The following is a 17,869-nucleotide window of genomic DNA, read 5'->3' as shown; positions in this document are numbered from 1 at the left end:
AACAGGCTTTCCCCTAAAAAGTATATAAATAAAAACGACCGCTTCAGTGGAGGTGGTCGTTTTTTTATTTTATTAAACTCGTCATTGCGAGGAACGAAGCAATCCCCAACGTTACAGAGATACTTGCTTAGCCGCTCAACTCATTAGGGATTGCTTCGTACCTTATAATGACGTGATTGTAAGTTATTAAAGTGTATTTTTTCGATCAGTTTTATAACGTGGGCGTTGCCTGCGGCCCGGGCTTTCCGTTACAAGTCCTCGCTTTTCCTGCCCACAATCCTAACGCTCGCTGTGGGCTTTACACTGCAATCCCTAACGCGGCCCCCGCGCACCATCGCTAAAATATGTTTCACATGTCATCACGGCTTTTTTCAGGGCTTCCCTGATGGTTACTCGCAATGACGTGATGGAGGGGTTATTTACCCCGCAAAGCTCCTCGCCTTCACCAATACATTATCCAATCCGCTTACATCACTGCCACCAGCTGTAGCGAAAAACGGCTGACCGCCGCCACCGCCTTTAACTTCTTTAGCCAGCTCTTTAACGATGTTACCGGCATGCAGGCCTTTTTCCTTTACCAGGTTTTCGGCAATCATTACGGTAATGCTTGGTTTGCCATCGAAATCAGCAACCAGCACCAGGAACAGGTTTGATACGATATCTTTAAGCTGGTAAGCCAGGTTTTTAACCGCGTCGGCATTAGGCAGGTCTACTTTTTGGGCGATGAAATTGATATCACCAATAGCTTCGGCTTTTTGGGCCAGCTCTGTTTTTAAGCCTGATGATTTCTCAAGGATCGATTTTTCGATCTCCTTTTTCAGTTTAGCGTTTTCGTCCAGTAAGCTTTCAATGCTTTTTGAAAGGTCTTTAGGATTCTTAAGCAATTCTTTTAACTGGTTAACCAAAGCGTTTTGGGTAACGATATATTTTTCGGCAGCAACACCGGTAATAGCTTCAATACGGCGAACACCAGCAGCTACAGCACTTTCGGCGATAATTTTAAAGAAACCGATTTGCCCGGTAGCTTTCACGTGCGTGCCGCCACAAAGCTCCTTGCTGAAGTTGTCATCAAAAGTAATTACGCGTACGTATTCACCATATTTTTCACCAAACAGGGCGGTTACACCACTGCTGATGGCTTCGGCATAGAGTACACTGCGCTCTTCTTTCAGCGGGATATTTTCACGTACCTTTTGGTTTACGATAGCTTCTATCTGCGCCAGCTCCTCATCAGTAACTTTAGCGAAGTGTGAAAAATCAAACCTCAGGTAATCGGCATTCACCAATGATCCTTTTTGGTTTACATGGCTTCCCAAAACCTGTTTCATGGCAGCATGCAGCAAGTGCGTAGCCGAGTGATTACTATTGGTTTGGCTGCGTAGAGCAGGATCAACAATAGCAGTTAAGGCATCGTCAATATCCTGCGGCAATTTATCGGTAAAATGAACTATCAGTCCGTTCTCCTTTTTCGTATCTGTAACCAGGATGATCTCCCCATCAGGGAAAACCAGTTCGCCCTTATCCCCTACCTGCCCACCGCTTTCAGCATAGAAAGGTGTTTTATCCAGCACCAACTGGTATTGTTCCTTGCCCTTAGCGGTTACCTTACGATATTTTACGATATGGGCAATGGTTTCGGTTTCGTCATAACCGGTAAACTCAACCGATTCATCATCTTTTAAAACGATCCAGTCGCCGGTATCAATAGCGGTAGCAGCGCGGGAGCGGTTTTTTTGTTCTTGGAGAGCTTGATTAAAGCCATCAATGTCTACCGTCCAACCTATTTCCCTTGCAAGCAACTCAGTTAAGTCAATAGGGAAGCCATAAGTATCTGATAACTCAAATGCAAATTCTCCCTTCAATTCATGGCGTAAAGTTTGAAAGACATCTGCCTCTGCGTACAACATGGCACTATTTGAAGTACTCGAGTAAGTTGTAAATTCTTCAAATTTCTTTATTCCGGCTGCCAATGTTCTTAAGAAAGAAACTTCCTCTTCCAAAACCACCTTCTGTACAAAATCTTTCTGTTCAAAAAGATTAGTAAATACACCTTTAAACTGATCTGCCAATAACGGGACCAATTGGTTCAGGAAAGGCTCTTTAAACTCCAAATACTGATATGAATAGCGCACAGCCCTACGCAAGATCCTTCTGATCACATAACCGGCTTTGTTATTAGATGGCAACTGCCCATCAGCAATAGCAAAGCTTATGGCGCGGATATGATCAGCCAGTACGCGCATAGCCACAGCGTCATTCCAATCGGTATCACCTGGTTTAGCGGCGCTGTTATATTTCTTCCCAGATTTTTCGGCGATGAACTGGATCATCGGCTGGAAAACATCGGTATCATAGTTGGATGTTTTACCCTGTAACACGCGTACCAAACGCTCAAAGCCCATCCCGGTATCCACGTGTTTGTTAGGCAACGGTTGCAATACACCACCTTTAAGGCGGTTAAATTGCATAAATACATCATTCCAAATCTCGATAACCTGGTCGTGATCGGCATTAACTAAGATGGCGCCGCTTACTTCGGCACGCTCGTTATCCGGGCGGCTGTCAAAATGGATCTCCGAACATGGACCGCATGGGCCTGTTTCGCCCATTTCCCAAAAGTTATCTTTTTTATTGCCACGGAGGATGTGATCTTCAGCTACATACTGCTTCCACAGTTCGTAGGTTTCGGTATCGGCTTCAAGACCTTCCTTTTCGTCGCCTTCAAAATAGGTAACGTACAGGCGGTCTTTAGGCAGCTTGTAAACTTCGGTAAGCAGTTCCCAGCTCCAGGCTATGGCTTCTTTTTTAAAGTAGTCGCCAAAGCTCCAGTTGCCCAGCATTTCAAACATGGTGTGGTGATAGGTATCGATACCTACCTCTTCTAAATCGTTGTGCTTGCCGGATACGCGTAAACAACGCTGCGTATCTGCCACGCGCGGGGCTTTCGGGGCTGCCTCGCCTAAAAATATATCTTTAAACTGGTTCATCCCCGCGTTGGTGAACATCAGGGTTGGATCGTTTTTAATTACAATTGGCGCCGAAGGAACGATGGTGTGTCCCTTTGAAACAAAAAAACCAAGAAAAGCCTGTCGTATTTCGGTAGCAGTCATAGGGAGCAAAGGTAAATAATAGTCGGGAAGTCAGAAAGTCCGGAAGTCGGAAAGTAAAAGGAATTACTCCGAAAGCCCCTGAGGGACTTTCAATTTGAGCTTTATTTATTAATTACATCATATTAACCCTCATTCGTCGATATATATTAATACAATTTACCTTATTTGCTTTAAATTTGTTTATGGAAACTTTAAGAGTTGATATTCAAAACGAACAGGAGAAGCGAGTACTCCTGGCTTTTCTTGACAGTTTGGATTATAATTATCGCATAGATAATGAAAACGACGCTGTGCTTGAACAACAGGCTAAAGACCTGGCCAGCCGCAAAGCTGATTTCCTGGCAGGCAAAGCGTCTTCCCTGCCCTGGAGCGAAACCAAATAGCCATACGATACAGATTTAGCGGACATTAAAAATAATTACTGATGCAATTATAGAGCGGGTTGAAAAAAGTCCGAATGTAGTATCCGGACTTTTTTAAACAGTCATTAACTTTTTTTCTCAAACAGTATTTTCTGCGCATTGAATCCCGCTGAAGCGTCAATCACCTCGCTAAGGAGCGGCCAGTTTTCTGCTTTTTCAAAATTATTATTGTAAACACGTGTTATCACAATGGTTACAACATTACCGTTAAGGATTGCTTCTGACGAAAACGAACCGGTTTTATTAGTCTTTTTTGCTGCTATTTCCTCAAGGCCTTTGGCTGTATATCCCTGTGGTACAGCAATGTTTATGGTGTATTTAAAACTACGGGAGCATGGCATATACACGTCATAAGTGCGTTTTCGTTCTTTTTCCACCAGTTTGTAAAACGATCCTGCAAGTTTACCTGCGTCAATAATATAATTATTGCCCGCTTTTTTTACCAGATTATCCAATACAAATGATTCTGAGTACTGAAAAACTGGATTGCTGTTATCAAGAGCGGCGTTAATAATTTTACAATCTGTAACCTGGGTTGGCTCCTGCTCGTACTGGGCTTTTATTTCAGATGTAAATTTCTTTACTGATTTTGACTCATCATCCGAAAATGCGTAGCTGAAATCATCACGCAGTTTTTTTGTTTCAGGGTTTTCTGCCAGTCGTTTTTCCAGCCTTTCACTCTTAGATAATTCCATAAGGATGTTATCAATATCAACTACCGGCAGTAAACGTAACTGATCATCATGCCTCATCAACCCTGTTTGTTTAACCAACCTCTGTATCTTTATTTTTTGCATATTGGCCGGCAAAAGCGAAACCTTAATGTCTTCATTGATATTATTAACAGCGGCCTGCATTACCGGCAAAACCGCTGTACCTTCAGCAAACGAATATTTGGTTGAACTTTCCCGCTTAGGAGTAAGCACAATCACTTTTTCACCCTGAAAGCGTTGAGGTATCTCATTAAAGTGAGTTGCGGCGTCATCAAAAAACATATATAGCGGCTTGGTATCGTTTATGCGGATACAGGCGTCAAAATCACTATAATTAAAGATATTATCGAGTGTATTAGCATTACGCGAACAAACCAATAATACGTCATGATCAATTTTCAGATCATTTAAAGCCATGCTCATAACAACCGTATTAAACTTTGAGGACATACGACGATAATTGATTTCATCAACTTTGCCAACATCATCTTTACTATAACTACCAAAAACCATCCCCTTTCTGATATTGTAAAGCACCTTCATAGCGCTATCAAGCGGTACAGCTTTAATGTTCTTTTTACCGTCGAAATATTTTTTTAAACGATCAACAACATCGCTGAAGTAAGGAATGTTCCGCTCGGTAAAAGTTCCTTCAAAAATTGCTTTATTGGCCTGCAACCTATCAGCAGCACTTTCACCTGCTTTACCACCCGAAACAAACTTTACAAAGCCCATGGTGTGTGAACTGCTGATTTCGATATAAGGGAACTGACGAAACTTGGAAGTCCAAAATTCACTCGAATATTTTGCCTGATCTCTGACCTTCAAACTGTATATCTGGTCGCCGGCTGCGTTCGTACTTATATTAAACTGCGGGGCGCCATTTGCACAAATATGCTTTACATTATCTTTTTTTGAATATTGAAAATCATAGCTGCTGTATAAAACAGGATACTCGCCGGCCAATACAAAAACCATGTCGTTATCGGCAAAATTATCGGTACTTGCATTTTCGTTTACGTCAACAGTGCTCACGTAATAATCAAGTATATCACCAACCTGCAAATCGGATACGGCAAGTTTACTCACCTGATCGTTCTTTTCATTTTTGATCAGAACTTCTTCGCTTGTGTTTACCACAACTTCTTTGCCGCTTGGCTTAATGATCTTAGCCCCAATGTAGGTATCATGTGTCATGGAAAATTTAGCGCTCAAAATATGTACGCTTTCATCAAGACGTTTTTGGTAAGATATAGTTGAAAAATCTTCAAGTGCTGATTTATCGTTTATCTTAACCCGTTCGTGAAAAGTGGTAAGCTTGAGTGCCCGAGTTGTTGACGACGCCGTGATGATCATAAATTTAAATTTATTGGTCAGCGATCTTTGCATGCTGTATGATTTGGCAAAAACCACGGCGCTTTCATTACTTAAATTAACAGGCACCTTTGTGGTTGCAAATTCAGGCACGGTTGTCCCCCAAACCTCCTTCTGAATTTCGGCTGCTTTTTCCGCATAGGTTTGGTTATTGTTTTGCGCACCCGCGGTCGTGGCAAACAGAGGAAAGAAAAATAATAAACGTAATGTTTTTTTCATTGTGATACAGGTTTTATAACTAAATTTTCGTTGTAAGCTTTATTCAGGAGCTCAATATCCTGGTTCCATTGTACAAAATTTGCTTTTGTAAGCAGCGTGTTCTTTATGAGCAACGTTTTTTTATAAGTGATTTTTCCGGGCGAACTGATGTAAGTAATATGAAACTCATACCCAGGTCTGGATATGTCAACGCCGGGCGGTATGCTTGCGGCTTTATAACCTTGCGGCAGTGTGAGTTCGGTTTCGGTTGCAATCTGGTCTTTTCTTGAAAACCAATAATCATTTTTTTGCTCATCAATAGCTATGACAGCATCCGAAAGCTCTTTACGGTTATCCAGATCAATATAATACTCTTTACCAAAAGCAGATATTCCACTTTTACGATCAACAGCATACCCGACATTTAAATCTTTATCGGGGTTGCTTGTAGTACTTAAAACAAGGTTATTGATGGTATAATCGACATTACCTGCAGCGAGATAATGTTTCATAACATCTTCGACATTTTCATGCTTAATGCTATTTATTCCGGCTAATACCTCTTCTTTATCCTCTCCTTTCCAAACGTTGCTCACTTTACCGGCAAGACTCGCGCCATTTATATAGAGTTTGCTTATTTCGCTGCTTAAATTTTGCTGAGGTTGCGCGGATGGTATTTTACCGAGAACATACTTATCACCATCCTCCATTAAAACCTGTCTGCCTTGTATCCTTTCCGCATATTCATTAATACCTATATAGGTTTCAGTGGCATCAAGATAGTAGGTTTTGCCTTTATAAAGCAACCCGCAAATCATATGATTATCAACCGCCATTGAGGGTGTTTGATAATCATATGCAATATGTTTTGTACCCAGCCAGCAAAGCCGGGCATCAAAGCCTGCAGATACAAGCAGGGCTTTGGTCAGGTTGGCCATTCCTTTACAGTCACCATATTTTTTTCTCAGCACCTCGTCGGCTTTTTCAGGTTTAAAGCCTGCTACGCCATCTTCAAATGCTATATATCTGATGTTGTCCTGAACATAATAAAATATGGCTTTTATTTTATCTAAATCATTAGTTAACCCTGCAGTAAGCTCATTACTTTTAGTACGCAACAGCGCGGGGTCGCCGGCCACATCCTTTACTAACTCGTGATACCATGCATAAAGATCGGCAAGAGTATTGAAATAAGTAAATTGTTTACTCCCTACAATGGCCGATTTACACATGATGAGCAAATGCGGGTATATGTAGGTTGGGCCCGGACCATGCAATTCCTTTTTCATTGCCGGGATATTAGTAAACTTATATGTTATAATATCGGCATCATTGCTGCTGTTATAAATAGTGCTTTTTTTAATGTTAAAAGCATTAAAATTAAACTCCTTAATATCCACCTTCATCCAGTGCGGAATTTCAATACTAACTTCGCCTTGTTGGACCGGTAGGTTATCAGCAAAATAAATATTTGTAAAATAGCGGGGATCATTAACAGTTTCTTCAAAAGTAACATTGCCAATACTTCCTTTTTTTGCCAGATCGAGTGGAAAGTAACACAACCGTTCATCCGAATAAAAAATATCATTATTGCTGTAATAGGTATACTCAGGCTTAAAACCGCGGGGAGTGCGGCCGTCAACTTTGCAGGTTATATTATTAATAGAAATATTGTTGTTGTAAAATTCAGATACCGTGTAATTAACCTGGTAAGCACTACTGGTGTAGATATTATTAAGTTTTTGGTTGATCTCTACACGGTTGTCTTTGCTGTTCCAATTAAACCGAAACTCATTTTTCAGGGAGGTTATGGTTACAGCCGAATCAGCTTCGAGGGCACTTACCCGCATAGTACACAACACACATAGCGTGTATGTTATCAATAGTTTAATAGTCATAAAGTTATTAGGGCAATAAATATATTATTATTTTTTGATTTTATGGTGTCACTATAATTTGAAAGAAGGCAGCAATTGGCACAACCCAACCATTTTCAAACACATAATTGGAAATAAAGCAATTGTGTTGAAACCTTATGATAATTATATAGATCAGATTCAAAGAAAATTCCGAAACCTAATTCCCAATTCCGAAATCAAATAGATACATTTGTATTATGCCGTATAAAGAACGTGAAATAAGCAAGATGTACTACACCATGGGCGAGGTATCGGCCATGTTTGATGTAAATCAATCGCTTATACGTTTTTACGAAAAGGAGTTTGATGTACTGCAGCCCAAGAAAAACAAAAAGGGCAACAGGTATTTCACCCCCGAAGACATCGAAAACTTCAAGATCATCTTTCACCTCATCCGCGATAAAGGTTATACCCTAAACGGAGCTAAGGAACATCTTAAAAGCAACATGGGCGATACCAAGGACAACCAGCGCGTTATCGATTCGCTCGAAAACCTCAAAAAATTCCTGCTTGAGGTACGCGACCAGTTGTAATCTTCCGCATAAAAACTATCTTTATTTTTATAACCCTGTTGCGTTAACCTTAGCATGCTGTCACCTGCAATAACAATCCGTAACTAAAATATGATCGCTAACCACAAGGGCGAGATCCCGGTTGTTATTTTACTGATTCCTTTTTTATTGGGTATAAGCGTTGGGGTCAATTTAAGGTCTGTCGCTTATTTAATGCCCTTGGCTGTTGGGTTTGCCAGTCTGCTGATGTTATTTCTGCTGCTCAATTTTTATTACAGTCGCTTTAAAATTTACAAAAAACGATGGATTGGGGGAATCATCATTCACTTGTTATTATTTCTTGCTGGCTGGATAACTGTCATCAACAATAACGAACTTAATAATCCAGGTCATTTTTCAAAGCTGCCCGCGCAACGGTTGCTTGTACGCATTAATAATGAGCCACAAATAAAAAACGGGCTGATCCGCTTTACAGTCACTGTAATTGCAAACATTAATCAAAAACAGCCAACACCAACAACCGGTACATTGATGATCAGCATCAAAGACAGCGCTGCAACGCGATTGAACTACGGCGATGAACTGCTCATCCCCTGTAAGTATTCGCCTATCGATCCGCCTTTTAACCCTGCCGAGTTTAATTATAAAAAATACCTCGCCCATCAAAACATTTATTACCAGGAGTTTTTATACCCGGGGCAATACGGTTTGGTGCAATCACACGCCGGCAATATGTTCATAGCAAACGCGCTGGCGCTAAGGCGGCAAATGGTTGAAAAGTTAAAAAAACAAATGCATGATCCAAATGCTATAGCCGTAGCCTCCACCTTAATATTAGGCTATAAAGCTGATTTGAGCGAAGATGTATTGCAGGCCTATTCCAAAACAGGCACCATTCATGTGTTATCGGTTTCCGGCGCTCATGTGGCTATCATTTGGGCTTTGCTGACATTTATGCTTGGCTTCCTGAACAGGCTGAAACATGGTCGGTTGATCAAAGCGATTATTATCATTCCCATCATCTGGTATTATGCCATGCTTACCGGATTTTCGCCCGCGGTTTGCCGGGCAGCAGTAATGATCAGCACGGTTATCATTGGTAAAACTTATAGCCGGTATATCAATAATTTAAATATCCTGGCCATATCGGCGTTTATATTGCTGCTATATAATCCTTTGCTGATAACTGATGTAGGCTTTCAGTTGTCATATCTTGCCGTTACCGGACTTGTTGTTTTACAGCCGGTAGTTTATGCCTGGTTTATTTTTAATAACAAATGGATTGACAAACTGTGGGCCTTATGTTCGGTATCCATTGCCGCGCAGGTAATTACCTTCCCGCTGAGTGCTTTTTATTTTCACCAGTTCCCGGTTTATTTTCTGTTTAGCAATTTGTTAATTGTTATTCCAACGGCTGTTATTATGTACAGCGGGATTTTCTATCTCCTGTTGCCGTCAATCCCTTTTATATCAGCCCTTCTTGCATGGATCCTTGAGAAAACCATTATGTTTATGAACCTTGTAATGGCATGGGTTGAACATTTGCCGTTTGCAAGCATCAACAAAATATGGCTCACCACAACCGAATACCTGGTACTTTACGTCATTATTATTTGTGTGTTTTACCTTTTGTACGATAGAAAAACCTGGCTGTTGAAGGCAGGTATCGCGTTGATACTTTTGTTGGCTGTAAGCATCAGCGTAAAAATATACCGATCATACAACACCAATAGCATAGTCTTTTTAAACCTGCGTAAAAACACTGGCATTATATTTAAAAACGGCAATCATGCTATTGTACTAAGCAACCTGGCCGATACCGACAAAAACTATAATTATTCTATCCGGCCATATTTGGATAGTTGTAAAATAAGCGATGTTCGTTTATATCAACCTGACCAGGATATCCGGTTAGGCTTTTTACGAAAACAGGATAATTTTATCCAGTTCCGAAACCAGTCTATAACTATCATAAACAAAGATTATACGGATATCATGTCCCCTGAAAAACGAAAAACTGATTTCCTGTACATTACCGGCAGCCCGAAAATTCTGCTTGCTATTATTAACAAAAACTACGAATATCATACCGTAATTATTGATGCCACAAACACCCCTAAAACCGTGCAGCTTATTGTGGACCAAGCCCACCTGCTACATGCTAATTATGTGGTATTAAAACGTAACAAATCGTTCGTGACAGCATCTAATTGAAAAACATATTAAACTACTTATCTAAAAATTTGTCTTTTAATTATTAAAAATTAATTTGGCATTAAATCAAACTCAAAACATGAACATTAAAATTTTCAATGTTGCCTTAGGCCTTGCCCTTACCGCAACAGCAATCAGCGCAAACGCTCAAAAAGCTTACAAAGAGGGCGTGGTAACTATTTCAACAGCTATGCAGGGGCAACAAGTTGAAGCTAAAAGTTATTTCCGTGCCGATTCTGCAGCTATGCAATTTACTACCGGTCCGGCTACTATTAAAATATTAACCGATGCCGATGGTAAATCGTTAGTTGTAATGGTTGATGTACCTGTTGCATCTATCAAAAAAGCAGCAGTAGCAACTCCTGATGAGGTTGACCAGGCTATGGCTTCATTACCAACTCTTACTTTTGCCCCAGGTAGCGAAACCAAAGTTATTTCGGGTTTTAATTGCAAAAAAGTGGTAGCTACAGATGCAAAAGCCAACAAAACTTATGATATCTGGGTAACTAATGATGTTACTGTACCTGTAACTGCTATTGCTAAATACTACCGATCTGTTGGTGGTTTCCCGGTACAATACACTTCATTTTCACAAGGTCAAAGCACCGAGGTTACTGTTAAAAGCATTACCGAACAAAAAAACCCTGCCGGTACCTTCGGGATCCCTGCTGATTTTGAAAAGATCACCCTGGATGACCTGAAAGCTATGAGCGGCGGCAGGTAATCGAAAATATTTCATTAACAATTCATTAAAGGTTCCTTAACATTGTAGCAAAATATTATTTTTGTTACCCCAATGTTAAGGAACCTTTTTAGCTTTTTCAGATTCTTCATCTTTTGGATCGCCTTTTTCGCAATTACAAGAGCGACATTTGAGATCTATTTTCTGCACAAGCTTGATAATGCCAGCATCAGTGAAATCCTTCAAACGTTTTTCTGGGGCTTAAGGCTTGACATATCGGCAACAGCATATATCTGTATCATTCCCATCCTTGTATTTGCCATCAACTGGTTTATCCCAAAGGTTAGAATAAAACCCATCTGGCTAAAAGTATATGTTTGGTTTTGCTTGTCCTGCATTTCGTTGAATACGGTACTTAACTTTAATATTTTCCGTGAATGGGGCACCAAAGTTAGTTTCAGGGTGTTTACTTCGTTTTATCACGCACCTTCAGAAGCCATTGCCTCAAGCGGTTCTTCGCCGGTTGGTAAATGTATTTTCATTGGCATAGCCTTACTGACAACAGGCATAATGTTATCTCACTTTATAATCAACTACGATTTTAAAAAGCCCGAAGCCCGGCCAAGCCTAAAAGTTTCGCTTACTGCACTACTTTTATTTTTGAACTTTGTGCTGATGCGTGGTGGTTTACAAGCTAAGTCAGTAAGCCAGAATTCCGCCTATTTCTCCGAAAAGCAGATCCTCAACCAGAGTGCGCTCAACACCGAGTGGAACCTTTTTAACAATGTATTTGAAAACCTGCGCGCACCTTATAACCCTTATCTCTACAACCATCCAAATAATGCTGCTAAAATTGTTAATGAGCTGTACGATGTTAAAAACGATTCTACCGAACAAATCCTTACCACCAGCAGGCCCAATGTGGTAATTATCCAGTTGGAAAGTTATACAGCCGATGTGATTGAATCACTGGGCGGCGATAAAGGCGTAGCGCCAAACTTTGAAAAGTTCATTAAAAACGGACTGTTCTTTAACAACATTTATGCCTCAGGCGATCGTACCGACAAGGGTATTGTAGCTCTCCTGAGTGGCTTCCCGTCACAGGCAATCCGTACCATAATCAGCGATACGCTTAAACATAAAAAACTTCCGGCTTTATCTGCATCGTTTAAAGATGCAGGCTATGAAACAGCTTATTTTTATGGTGGCAAAAGTAATTATATGAATTTTGATAAGTTCATGACTTCACATAATATCGATCATATTATCGACGAGGCCAGCTTTGATAACAGCCATATAAAAACACAATGGGGTGTTTATGACGATGACTTGCTTACCCGAAACCTGCAATATTTGGCCCGTCAAAAACAGCCGTTCTTTAACTATGTACAAACATCATCCAATCATGAGCCTTTTGTACTACCTGTTAAGCACCATTTTAATGATGACGCTGATGTAAGTAATAAATTCAGAAGCACAGCCTATTTTACCGATTCATGCCTGAACGCTTATTTTGATCAGGCCAGAAAACAGCCCTGGTATAAAAACACACTGTTTATCCTTGTGGCCGATCACGGTCACCGCCTGCCGCGTAATACAGCCGAGGCTTACGACCCGGCTAAATACCATATACCTCTTTTGTTTTTCGGCGATGTGATCAAGCCCGAATATCGTGGTAAAAAGAACAGTAAACTGGGCGGACAAACAGACCTCGCAGCTACCCTGCTGGCTCAGTTAGGTATGCCACATAATCAGTTTAAGTGGTCGAAAGATCTCTTGAATCCCAATAGTAAAGAGTTTGCCTTTTTTGATTGGGATAACGGGTTCGGTTTTATGCACCCGGGGCAGGCGGTATCCTATGATAACGCCGGCCGCACCACGATCTATAACAGCAAACCAAATGCTGATAAAAAGGCTACCGAAACAGCACTTGCTTACGGTAAAGCTTATCTGCAACAGGTGTTTACGGAGTATATGGCGTATTGACTACCAATGCTAATTCTCAAAAACGTCATTATAAGGTACGAAGCAATCCCCGATTAGCAGAGTCTCTCCGTATAGTTCGCGATTGCTTCGTACCTCGCAATGACGGGAGTTTATAAAGCTATTTCCTTCCCCAACTGCTCAACCCACTGATTAAACAATTTGGTTTCAAATTCAACCGCTTTTTGAGCATGTAATTCCCATTGAGGAGAAAAATGCTGTAGTTGGTTGATCATCTCTTCCAAATGACCTTCCTCTTCTAAAATGATTGATTTTACGTTCACTTTGCTGCCTGCTTCGTCAAGGGCATCCTGGTAAATTGGATAAAGTTCATCGGCACGTACCTCAATAGCGTAGGTAACCAACAGGTAAGCTGCAAAACGGAGGTCGGCACCTTTCAGGTTAAGCTCGCTTTTTAAATAACGGCAAACATCAACATCCAACTGGTTCAAATAGTACTTACTTGAGCCCGGAGCCAGCAGGTATTCGGCCGCGTACGTAGGCAGTGTTACAGCCGTTTTTTCCAGTTGTTTTTTTAGGTAGAAAGCATGACGGTGCTCTTCGGCAGCGTGCTTTAATATGATGTAAGTCACAGTAAGTGGATCTTCACTGGCCGAAATCTTGCGTGCGCCGGTATTTTCCATTAAGGATAAAGTATTTAACCAGCGTGAATGCAGTTCGTTATCGGCAATTATGGTAGGTAGTATTTTGTTCAGCATAATTTATAGTTCTTCAAGAGCCTGCTCAATTTTGCTGTAAACATAGTTGAGTTGCTCATTAGTAATGCAATATGGCGGTAAAATATAAATAACGTTCCCCAGGGGACGCAATATGATCCCCGCGGATAAAAAATAATGGTACAGCTTATCCCTAAGCGAACTGAAGTATGAGGTATTATCGCCGGTTTCCCACTCCATGGCCAGTATAGTGCCTGTTTGCCTCGCGGTTTTTATTTTAGGGTGATTGCGGATCTTATCTGCAAAGGCGGTATGAGCGGCTTTGATCCTGGCAATGTTCTCTGCCGTTTCGGGTTGTTGAAACAGATCAAGACTTGCCAATGCCGAAGCGCATGCTATCGGGTTGGCCGTAAACGAATGCCCGTGAAAAAGGGTTTTCAACTTATCATCCGATAAAAAAGCATCATAAATTTGCTGCGTACAGGTAGTTAAGCCCAGGGCCATGGTACCGCCTGTAAGCCCCTTTGAGAAACACATGATATCCGGTTCAACATCCACATGATTTGTGGCGAAGGGTTTACCCGTACGACCAAAACCTGTAAACACCTCATCGGCAATCAGCATCACTTCCTCCTCACGGCAGTGGGCCATCAATTCATTCAAATACTCAGCCTCATACATGATCATCCCTGCCGAGCCCTGCACCAATGGTTCAAAAATAAAGCAGGCTGTTTCGTTCTTTAGATTTGAGATCTGAGATTTGAGATTTGAGATGTTTTCTTTTGTAGGGATGTCGATGAATTCTACTTCAAACAACAGGCTATCAAACGCTTTGGTAAATGCACTGCGGCCGCTTACGGCCATAGCCCCGAAGGTATCGCCGTGGTAAGCATTATTAAAAGCTATGATTTTGGTGCGCTGATCACCTTTATTAAGCCAGTATTGCAGGCACATTTTTATGGCCACCTCAACAGCGGTTGAACCGTTATCTGAATAGAATGCCTTTTTTTGGTTGCCCGGCAAAATTGCTAACAGCCGTTCCGCCAATTCAACGGCGCCTTCATGGGTAAAGCCTGCAAAGATCACATGTTCCAGTTTGTGAAGCTGCTCTGATACCTTTTGGGCAATATAAGGATGAGCATGCCCGTGAATGTTTACCCACCATGACGATACTGCATCAATGTACTGTTTTCCTTCTTCGTCAAATAACAGTGCCCCTTCGCCGCGTACAATGCCTACAGGCGGCTGCGCGGTTTTCATTTGGGTATAAGGGTGCCATATTACTTTTAAATCCCTTTCGGTAAGGTTCATAGTTCGTTCTGCAAAAGTTCAACCACACGTTTATCTGTCGGAAATTCAAAATCGGCTACGCTCAGCGCGGTAAGCGGCACCCATCTAAAAGCCTGCAACACCTCTCCTTCCCCGTCAAAATCAAATGCAACAGCCTTTATATTCAAATTAACCGGGGTGATGCTTCGCACCAAATAATATACACTGATCACCTGGGAGTTGTTAAATGCCGATTTTACGGCAAAATCAGTGGTGTAAAAATGGCCTACAACTTCAATCTCAATATTACACTCTTCCATAAACTCACGTTTAAGCCCGTCAATCAGGCCCTCACCAAGTTCCAGGCCTCCGCCCGGGAACTTTGAAAAACGCATGCCATATTCCTGTTCATCGCTTATGAGCAATTCATCATCATCGTTCAGAAGCAGACCGTAAACCCTTACATTAAAGTATTCCATTATTCAAAGTGTTTTTTATTACGTACAACCTTTTCCATTGTCCAGGCTATTGTTTCGGTTTTTGCTTCCGACCGGATAGGGCAATTGGGCATACTGCAGTAGTGGCAGCAATTGGGCACACAAGGGTCAGCATGAATAAAAAGCTCCGTTTTTATGCCCATATCGTTATTTATCATCTTATCAACCAATGATATTTCAGTATGTACTGTATTCAGATCAAAATAGTTGGGTAGCGTCATGTGACAGTCGATATGCAGCTCATGTCCATATTTCTGCGCGCGCAAATTGTGTACATCTATCCAGGCCTCACGGCGTTTTTCACTTAAAACGTTCACGATCCCGGTCACTACCTGAAAATCTGCCTCATCCATTAATCCCCCTACCGATTTACGCACCAATTTGTAACTACTGTACACTATATATAAGCCAACCAATATAGATAAAGCACTATCGAGCCATAAAATCCTGGTAAACTCAATTAGCAACAAACCTACCACCAAGCCTACGCTGGTAACCGTATCTGCCAGCAAATGACGGCCGTCGGCATCAAGGGTCATGGAACGAAGCTCTTTGCCCTTACGGATCATATAATAACCCAACACGCCGTTAATGGCTCCGGTGGCAGCTATAATTATAGCGCCGGTAAACAGGTCATGGATAATGTTGGGAAAGAAAAAGCTGTAAACCGATTTTACAATGATGATGCACCCGGCAATGCCGATAAGTGACCCTTCTATAAAAACAGAAAAAAACTCCACCTTGCCGTGACCGTAAGGGTGGTTTTCATCTCGTGGCAAGGCCGAGAGATAGATACTGTAAAAAGCAAATGAACTTGCTATTACATTTACAATACTTTCGGCGGCATCAGTAAGTACAAAATTGGAGGCTGTTAAAAAGTAGGCGCCAAATTTCGCCAGCATCAGCACAATCCCCGTTATAAGCGAAATTAAAATGATCCTTTTTTGTTGATTCAAAGCAAGGGTAGTATTAGGCCGCAAATTTAAAAAATAACAAGCGTAAGTAGCAGTAAAGTTATTTTCTATATTTGCCGCGATAACATAATTTATATGAGCGCATTAAGTACCCGGATACAAAACCTGTCCGAATCTGCAACAATTAAAATGGCCAAACTGGGCCGTGAACTTGCCGCTAAAGGTGTCGACGTGATCAGCCTTAGCTTTGGCGAACCTGATTTTCATACCCCTGAGCACATCAAGGAAGCAGCTAAGCAGGCCATGGACAAGAACTTCACCTACTACACACCCGTAGCAGGCTACCCTGACCTTCGTAAAGCCGTTGTTACAAAGCTGAAAAACGAGAACAATCTTGATTATGATGCTGCCGACATAGTTGTTTCAACAGGTGCCAAGCAGGCTATCGCTAACGCGGTATTGTGTTTGGTTAACCCAGGCGAAGAAGTAATTATCCCTACTCCTTACTGGGTTTCATACAGTGAAGTAGTTAAATTGGCCGAAGGTAAAAGTGTTTTCATCAACACCACTGTTGATACTAACTTCAAAATCACCCCTGAGCAATTAGAGGCAGCCATTACTCCTAATACCAAGTTGTTCATGTTTTCATCGCCATGTAACCCTACCGGCAGTGTTTACACTAAAGATGAGCTGGAAGGCCTGGCAAAAGTGTTTGAAAAATATCCGCAAGTTTATATCCTGAGTGATGAGATCTACGAACATATCAATTTTGTTGACAAGCACGAGTCTATTGCACAGTTTGACTATATTAAAGACCGCGTAGTAATCATCAACGGTTGGTCGAAAGCCTTTGCCATGACCGGTTGGAGGATTGGTTACACGGCCAGCACCAAAGAACTTGCTGCTGCCTTTGATAAAATGCAAGGCCAGGTAACTTCAGGTACGTGTTCAATCACCCAGCGTGCCGGTGTTGCCGCTTACGAAGGTGGTTTGGAAAGCGTACTTGAAATGCGTGCCGCATTCAAAAAGCGCCGCGACATTGTTTATAAATTATTAAGCGAGATTGAAGGCATTAAAGTGAACCTGCCCGATGGCGCGTTCTACTTTTTCCCTAACGTTACCTCTTTCTTTGGTAAAAGCTATGAAGGCCGTGTAATTAATGACTCGGACGATTTAAGCTTGTACCTGCTTGAAGAAGGCCACGTAGCCACCGTGGGCGGCGATTCATTCGGCGATCCCTCATCTATCCGTTTATCATACGCTGCTGCCGAAGATAAGCTGATTGAAGCGATGAGAAGGTTAAAAGAAGCGTTGGGTAAATTGGCATAATAAACTGAACCTTGATTTTTAGGATTTGAGGATTATCAGGATCTTAATTGTCTGCA

General features: G+C 41.5%; 13 protein-coding genes. 6 read left to right on the top strand and 7 right to left on the bottom strand.

All coding sequences use genetic code 11. The features are described 5' to 3' along the window. Nucleotides 1-419 precede the first annotated feature (419 nt). Nucleotides 420-3,110, bottom strand: a complete 2,691-nt coding sequence (gene alaS, locus ACP26M_RS03745; protein ID WP_426586299.1) for an alanine--tRNA ligase — start codon at nucleotides 3,108-3,110, stop codon at nucleotides 420-422. A 182-nt stretch (nucleotides 3,111-3,292) separates the two neighbouring features. Here alaS and ACP26M_RS03740 point away from each other — a divergent pair, with 182 nt between their 5' ends. After that, nucleotides 3,293-3,493 carry a hypothetical protein gene (locus ACP26M_RS03740; RefSeq protein WP_090526381.1) on the top strand — a complete coding sequence of 67 codons (201 nt, stop codon included), beginning with the start codon at nucleotides 3,293-3,295 and terminating at the stop codon, nucleotides 3,491-3,493. A 104-nt stretch (nucleotides 3,494-3,597) separates the two neighbouring features. Here ACP26M_RS03740 and ACP26M_RS03735 read toward each other — a convergent pair whose 3' ends face one another. Further along, nucleotides 3,598-5,838 (bottom strand): hypothetical protein, encoded by a 2,241-nt coding sequence (locus ACP26M_RS03735; protein ID WP_426586296.1) that lies wholly within the window; start codon nucleotides 5,836-5,838, stop codon nucleotides 3,598-3,600. Then, complete coding sequence (locus tag ACP26M_RS03730) at nucleotides 5,835-7,715, bottom strand: transglutaminase-like domain-containing protein (protein WP_426586294.1); 1,881 nt, start codon at nucleotides 7,713-7,715, stop codon at nucleotides 5,835-5,837. Before ACP26M_RS03730 ends, ACP26M_RS03735 begins: the two co-directional genes overlap by 4 nt. A gap of 218 nt (nucleotides 7,716-7,933) precedes the next feature. Between ACP26M_RS03730 and ACP26M_RS03725 the strand changes: the two genes are divergently transcribed. The 4 genes from ACP26M_RS03725 (at nucleotide 7,934) to ACP26M_RS03710 (ending at nucleotide 13,130) form a co-directional block, all read left to right on the top strand. Then, nucleotides 7,934-8,269, top strand: coding sequence for a MerR family transcriptional regulator (locus ACP26M_RS03725; RefSeq protein WP_426586292.1), 336 nt, complete (start codon nucleotides 7,934-7,936; stop codon nucleotides 8,267-8,269). Between the two features lie 90 nt (nucleotides 8,270-8,359). After that, a complete protein-coding gene (locus tag ACP26M_RS03720; RefSeq protein WP_426586290.1) occupies nucleotides 8,360-10,462 on the top strand; it encodes a ComEC/Rec2 family competence protein in 2,103 nt (700 codons plus the stop codon). Between the two features lie 79 nt (nucleotides 10,463-10,541). Further along, nucleotides 10,542-11,186, top strand: a complete 645-nt coding sequence (locus tag ACP26M_RS03715; protein WP_426586288.1) for a hypothetical protein — start codon at nucleotides 10,542-10,544, stop codon at nucleotides 11,184-11,186. Between the two features lie 72 nt (nucleotides 11,187-11,258). Continuing rightward, nucleotides 11,259-13,130 (top strand): LTA synthase family protein, encoded by a 1,872-nt coding sequence (locus ACP26M_RS03710; RefSeq protein WP_426586286.1) that lies wholly within the window; start codon nucleotides 11,259-11,261, stop codon nucleotides 13,128-13,130. Between the two features lie 110 nt (nucleotides 13,131-13,240). On the opposite strand, the gene ACP26M_RS03705 is transcribed toward ACP26M_RS03710, so the two are convergent. Genes ACP26M_RS03705 through ACP26M_RS03690 form a run of 4 tightly spaced genes read right to left on the bottom strand, consistent with a single transcriptional unit; the run spans nucleotide 13,241 to nucleotide 16,526 of the window. Continuing rightward, a complete protein-coding gene (locus ACP26M_RS03705; protein ID WP_217633140.1) occupies nucleotides 13,241-13,846 on the bottom strand; it encodes a hypothetical protein in 606 nt (201 codons plus the stop codon). A 3-nt stretch (nucleotides 13,847-13,849) separates the two neighbouring features. Next, nucleotides 13,850-15,115: an adenosylmethionine--8-amino-7-oxononanoate transaminase gene (gene bioA / locus ACP26M_RS03700; RefSeq protein ID WP_188832760.1), complete on the bottom strand. Its 1,266-nt coding sequence runs from the start codon at nucleotides 15,113-15,115 to the stop codon at nucleotides 13,850-13,852. Then, nucleotides 15,112-15,552, bottom strand: a complete 441-nt coding sequence (locus ACP26M_RS03695; protein WP_090526365.1) for an NUDIX domain-containing protein — start codon at nucleotides 15,550-15,552, stop codon at nucleotides 15,112-15,114. Before ACP26M_RS03695 ends, bioA begins: the two co-directional genes overlap by 4 nt. Further along, a complete protein-coding gene (locus tag ACP26M_RS03690) occupies nucleotides 15,552-16,526 on the bottom strand; it encodes a cation diffusion facilitator family transporter (protein WP_426586283.1) in 975 nt (324 codons plus the stop codon). The genes ACP26M_RS03695 and ACP26M_RS03690 overlap by 1 nt, the downstream gene beginning before the upstream one ends. Before the next feature lie 93 nt (nucleotides 16,527-16,619). On the opposite strand from ACP26M_RS03690, the gene ACP26M_RS03685 reads away from it, so the two are divergent. Further along, nucleotides 16,620-17,813 carry a pyridoxal phosphate-dependent aminotransferase gene (locus ACP26M_RS03685; protein WP_426586281.1) on the top strand — a complete coding sequence of 398 codons (1,194 nt, stop codon included), beginning with the start codon at nucleotides 16,620-16,622 and terminating at the stop codon, nucleotides 17,811-17,813. Nucleotides 17,814-17,869 lie beyond the last annotated feature (56 nt).

This window comes from Mucilaginibacter sp. R-33 (genome assembly GCF_049949235.1).
Lineage (GTDB): Bacteria > Bacteroidota > Bacteroidia > Sphingobacteriales > Sphingobacteriaceae > Mucilaginibacter.
Note: the sequence above shows the minus strand (reverse complement) of the source record. Positions and strands in the feature narration are given on the sequence as shown.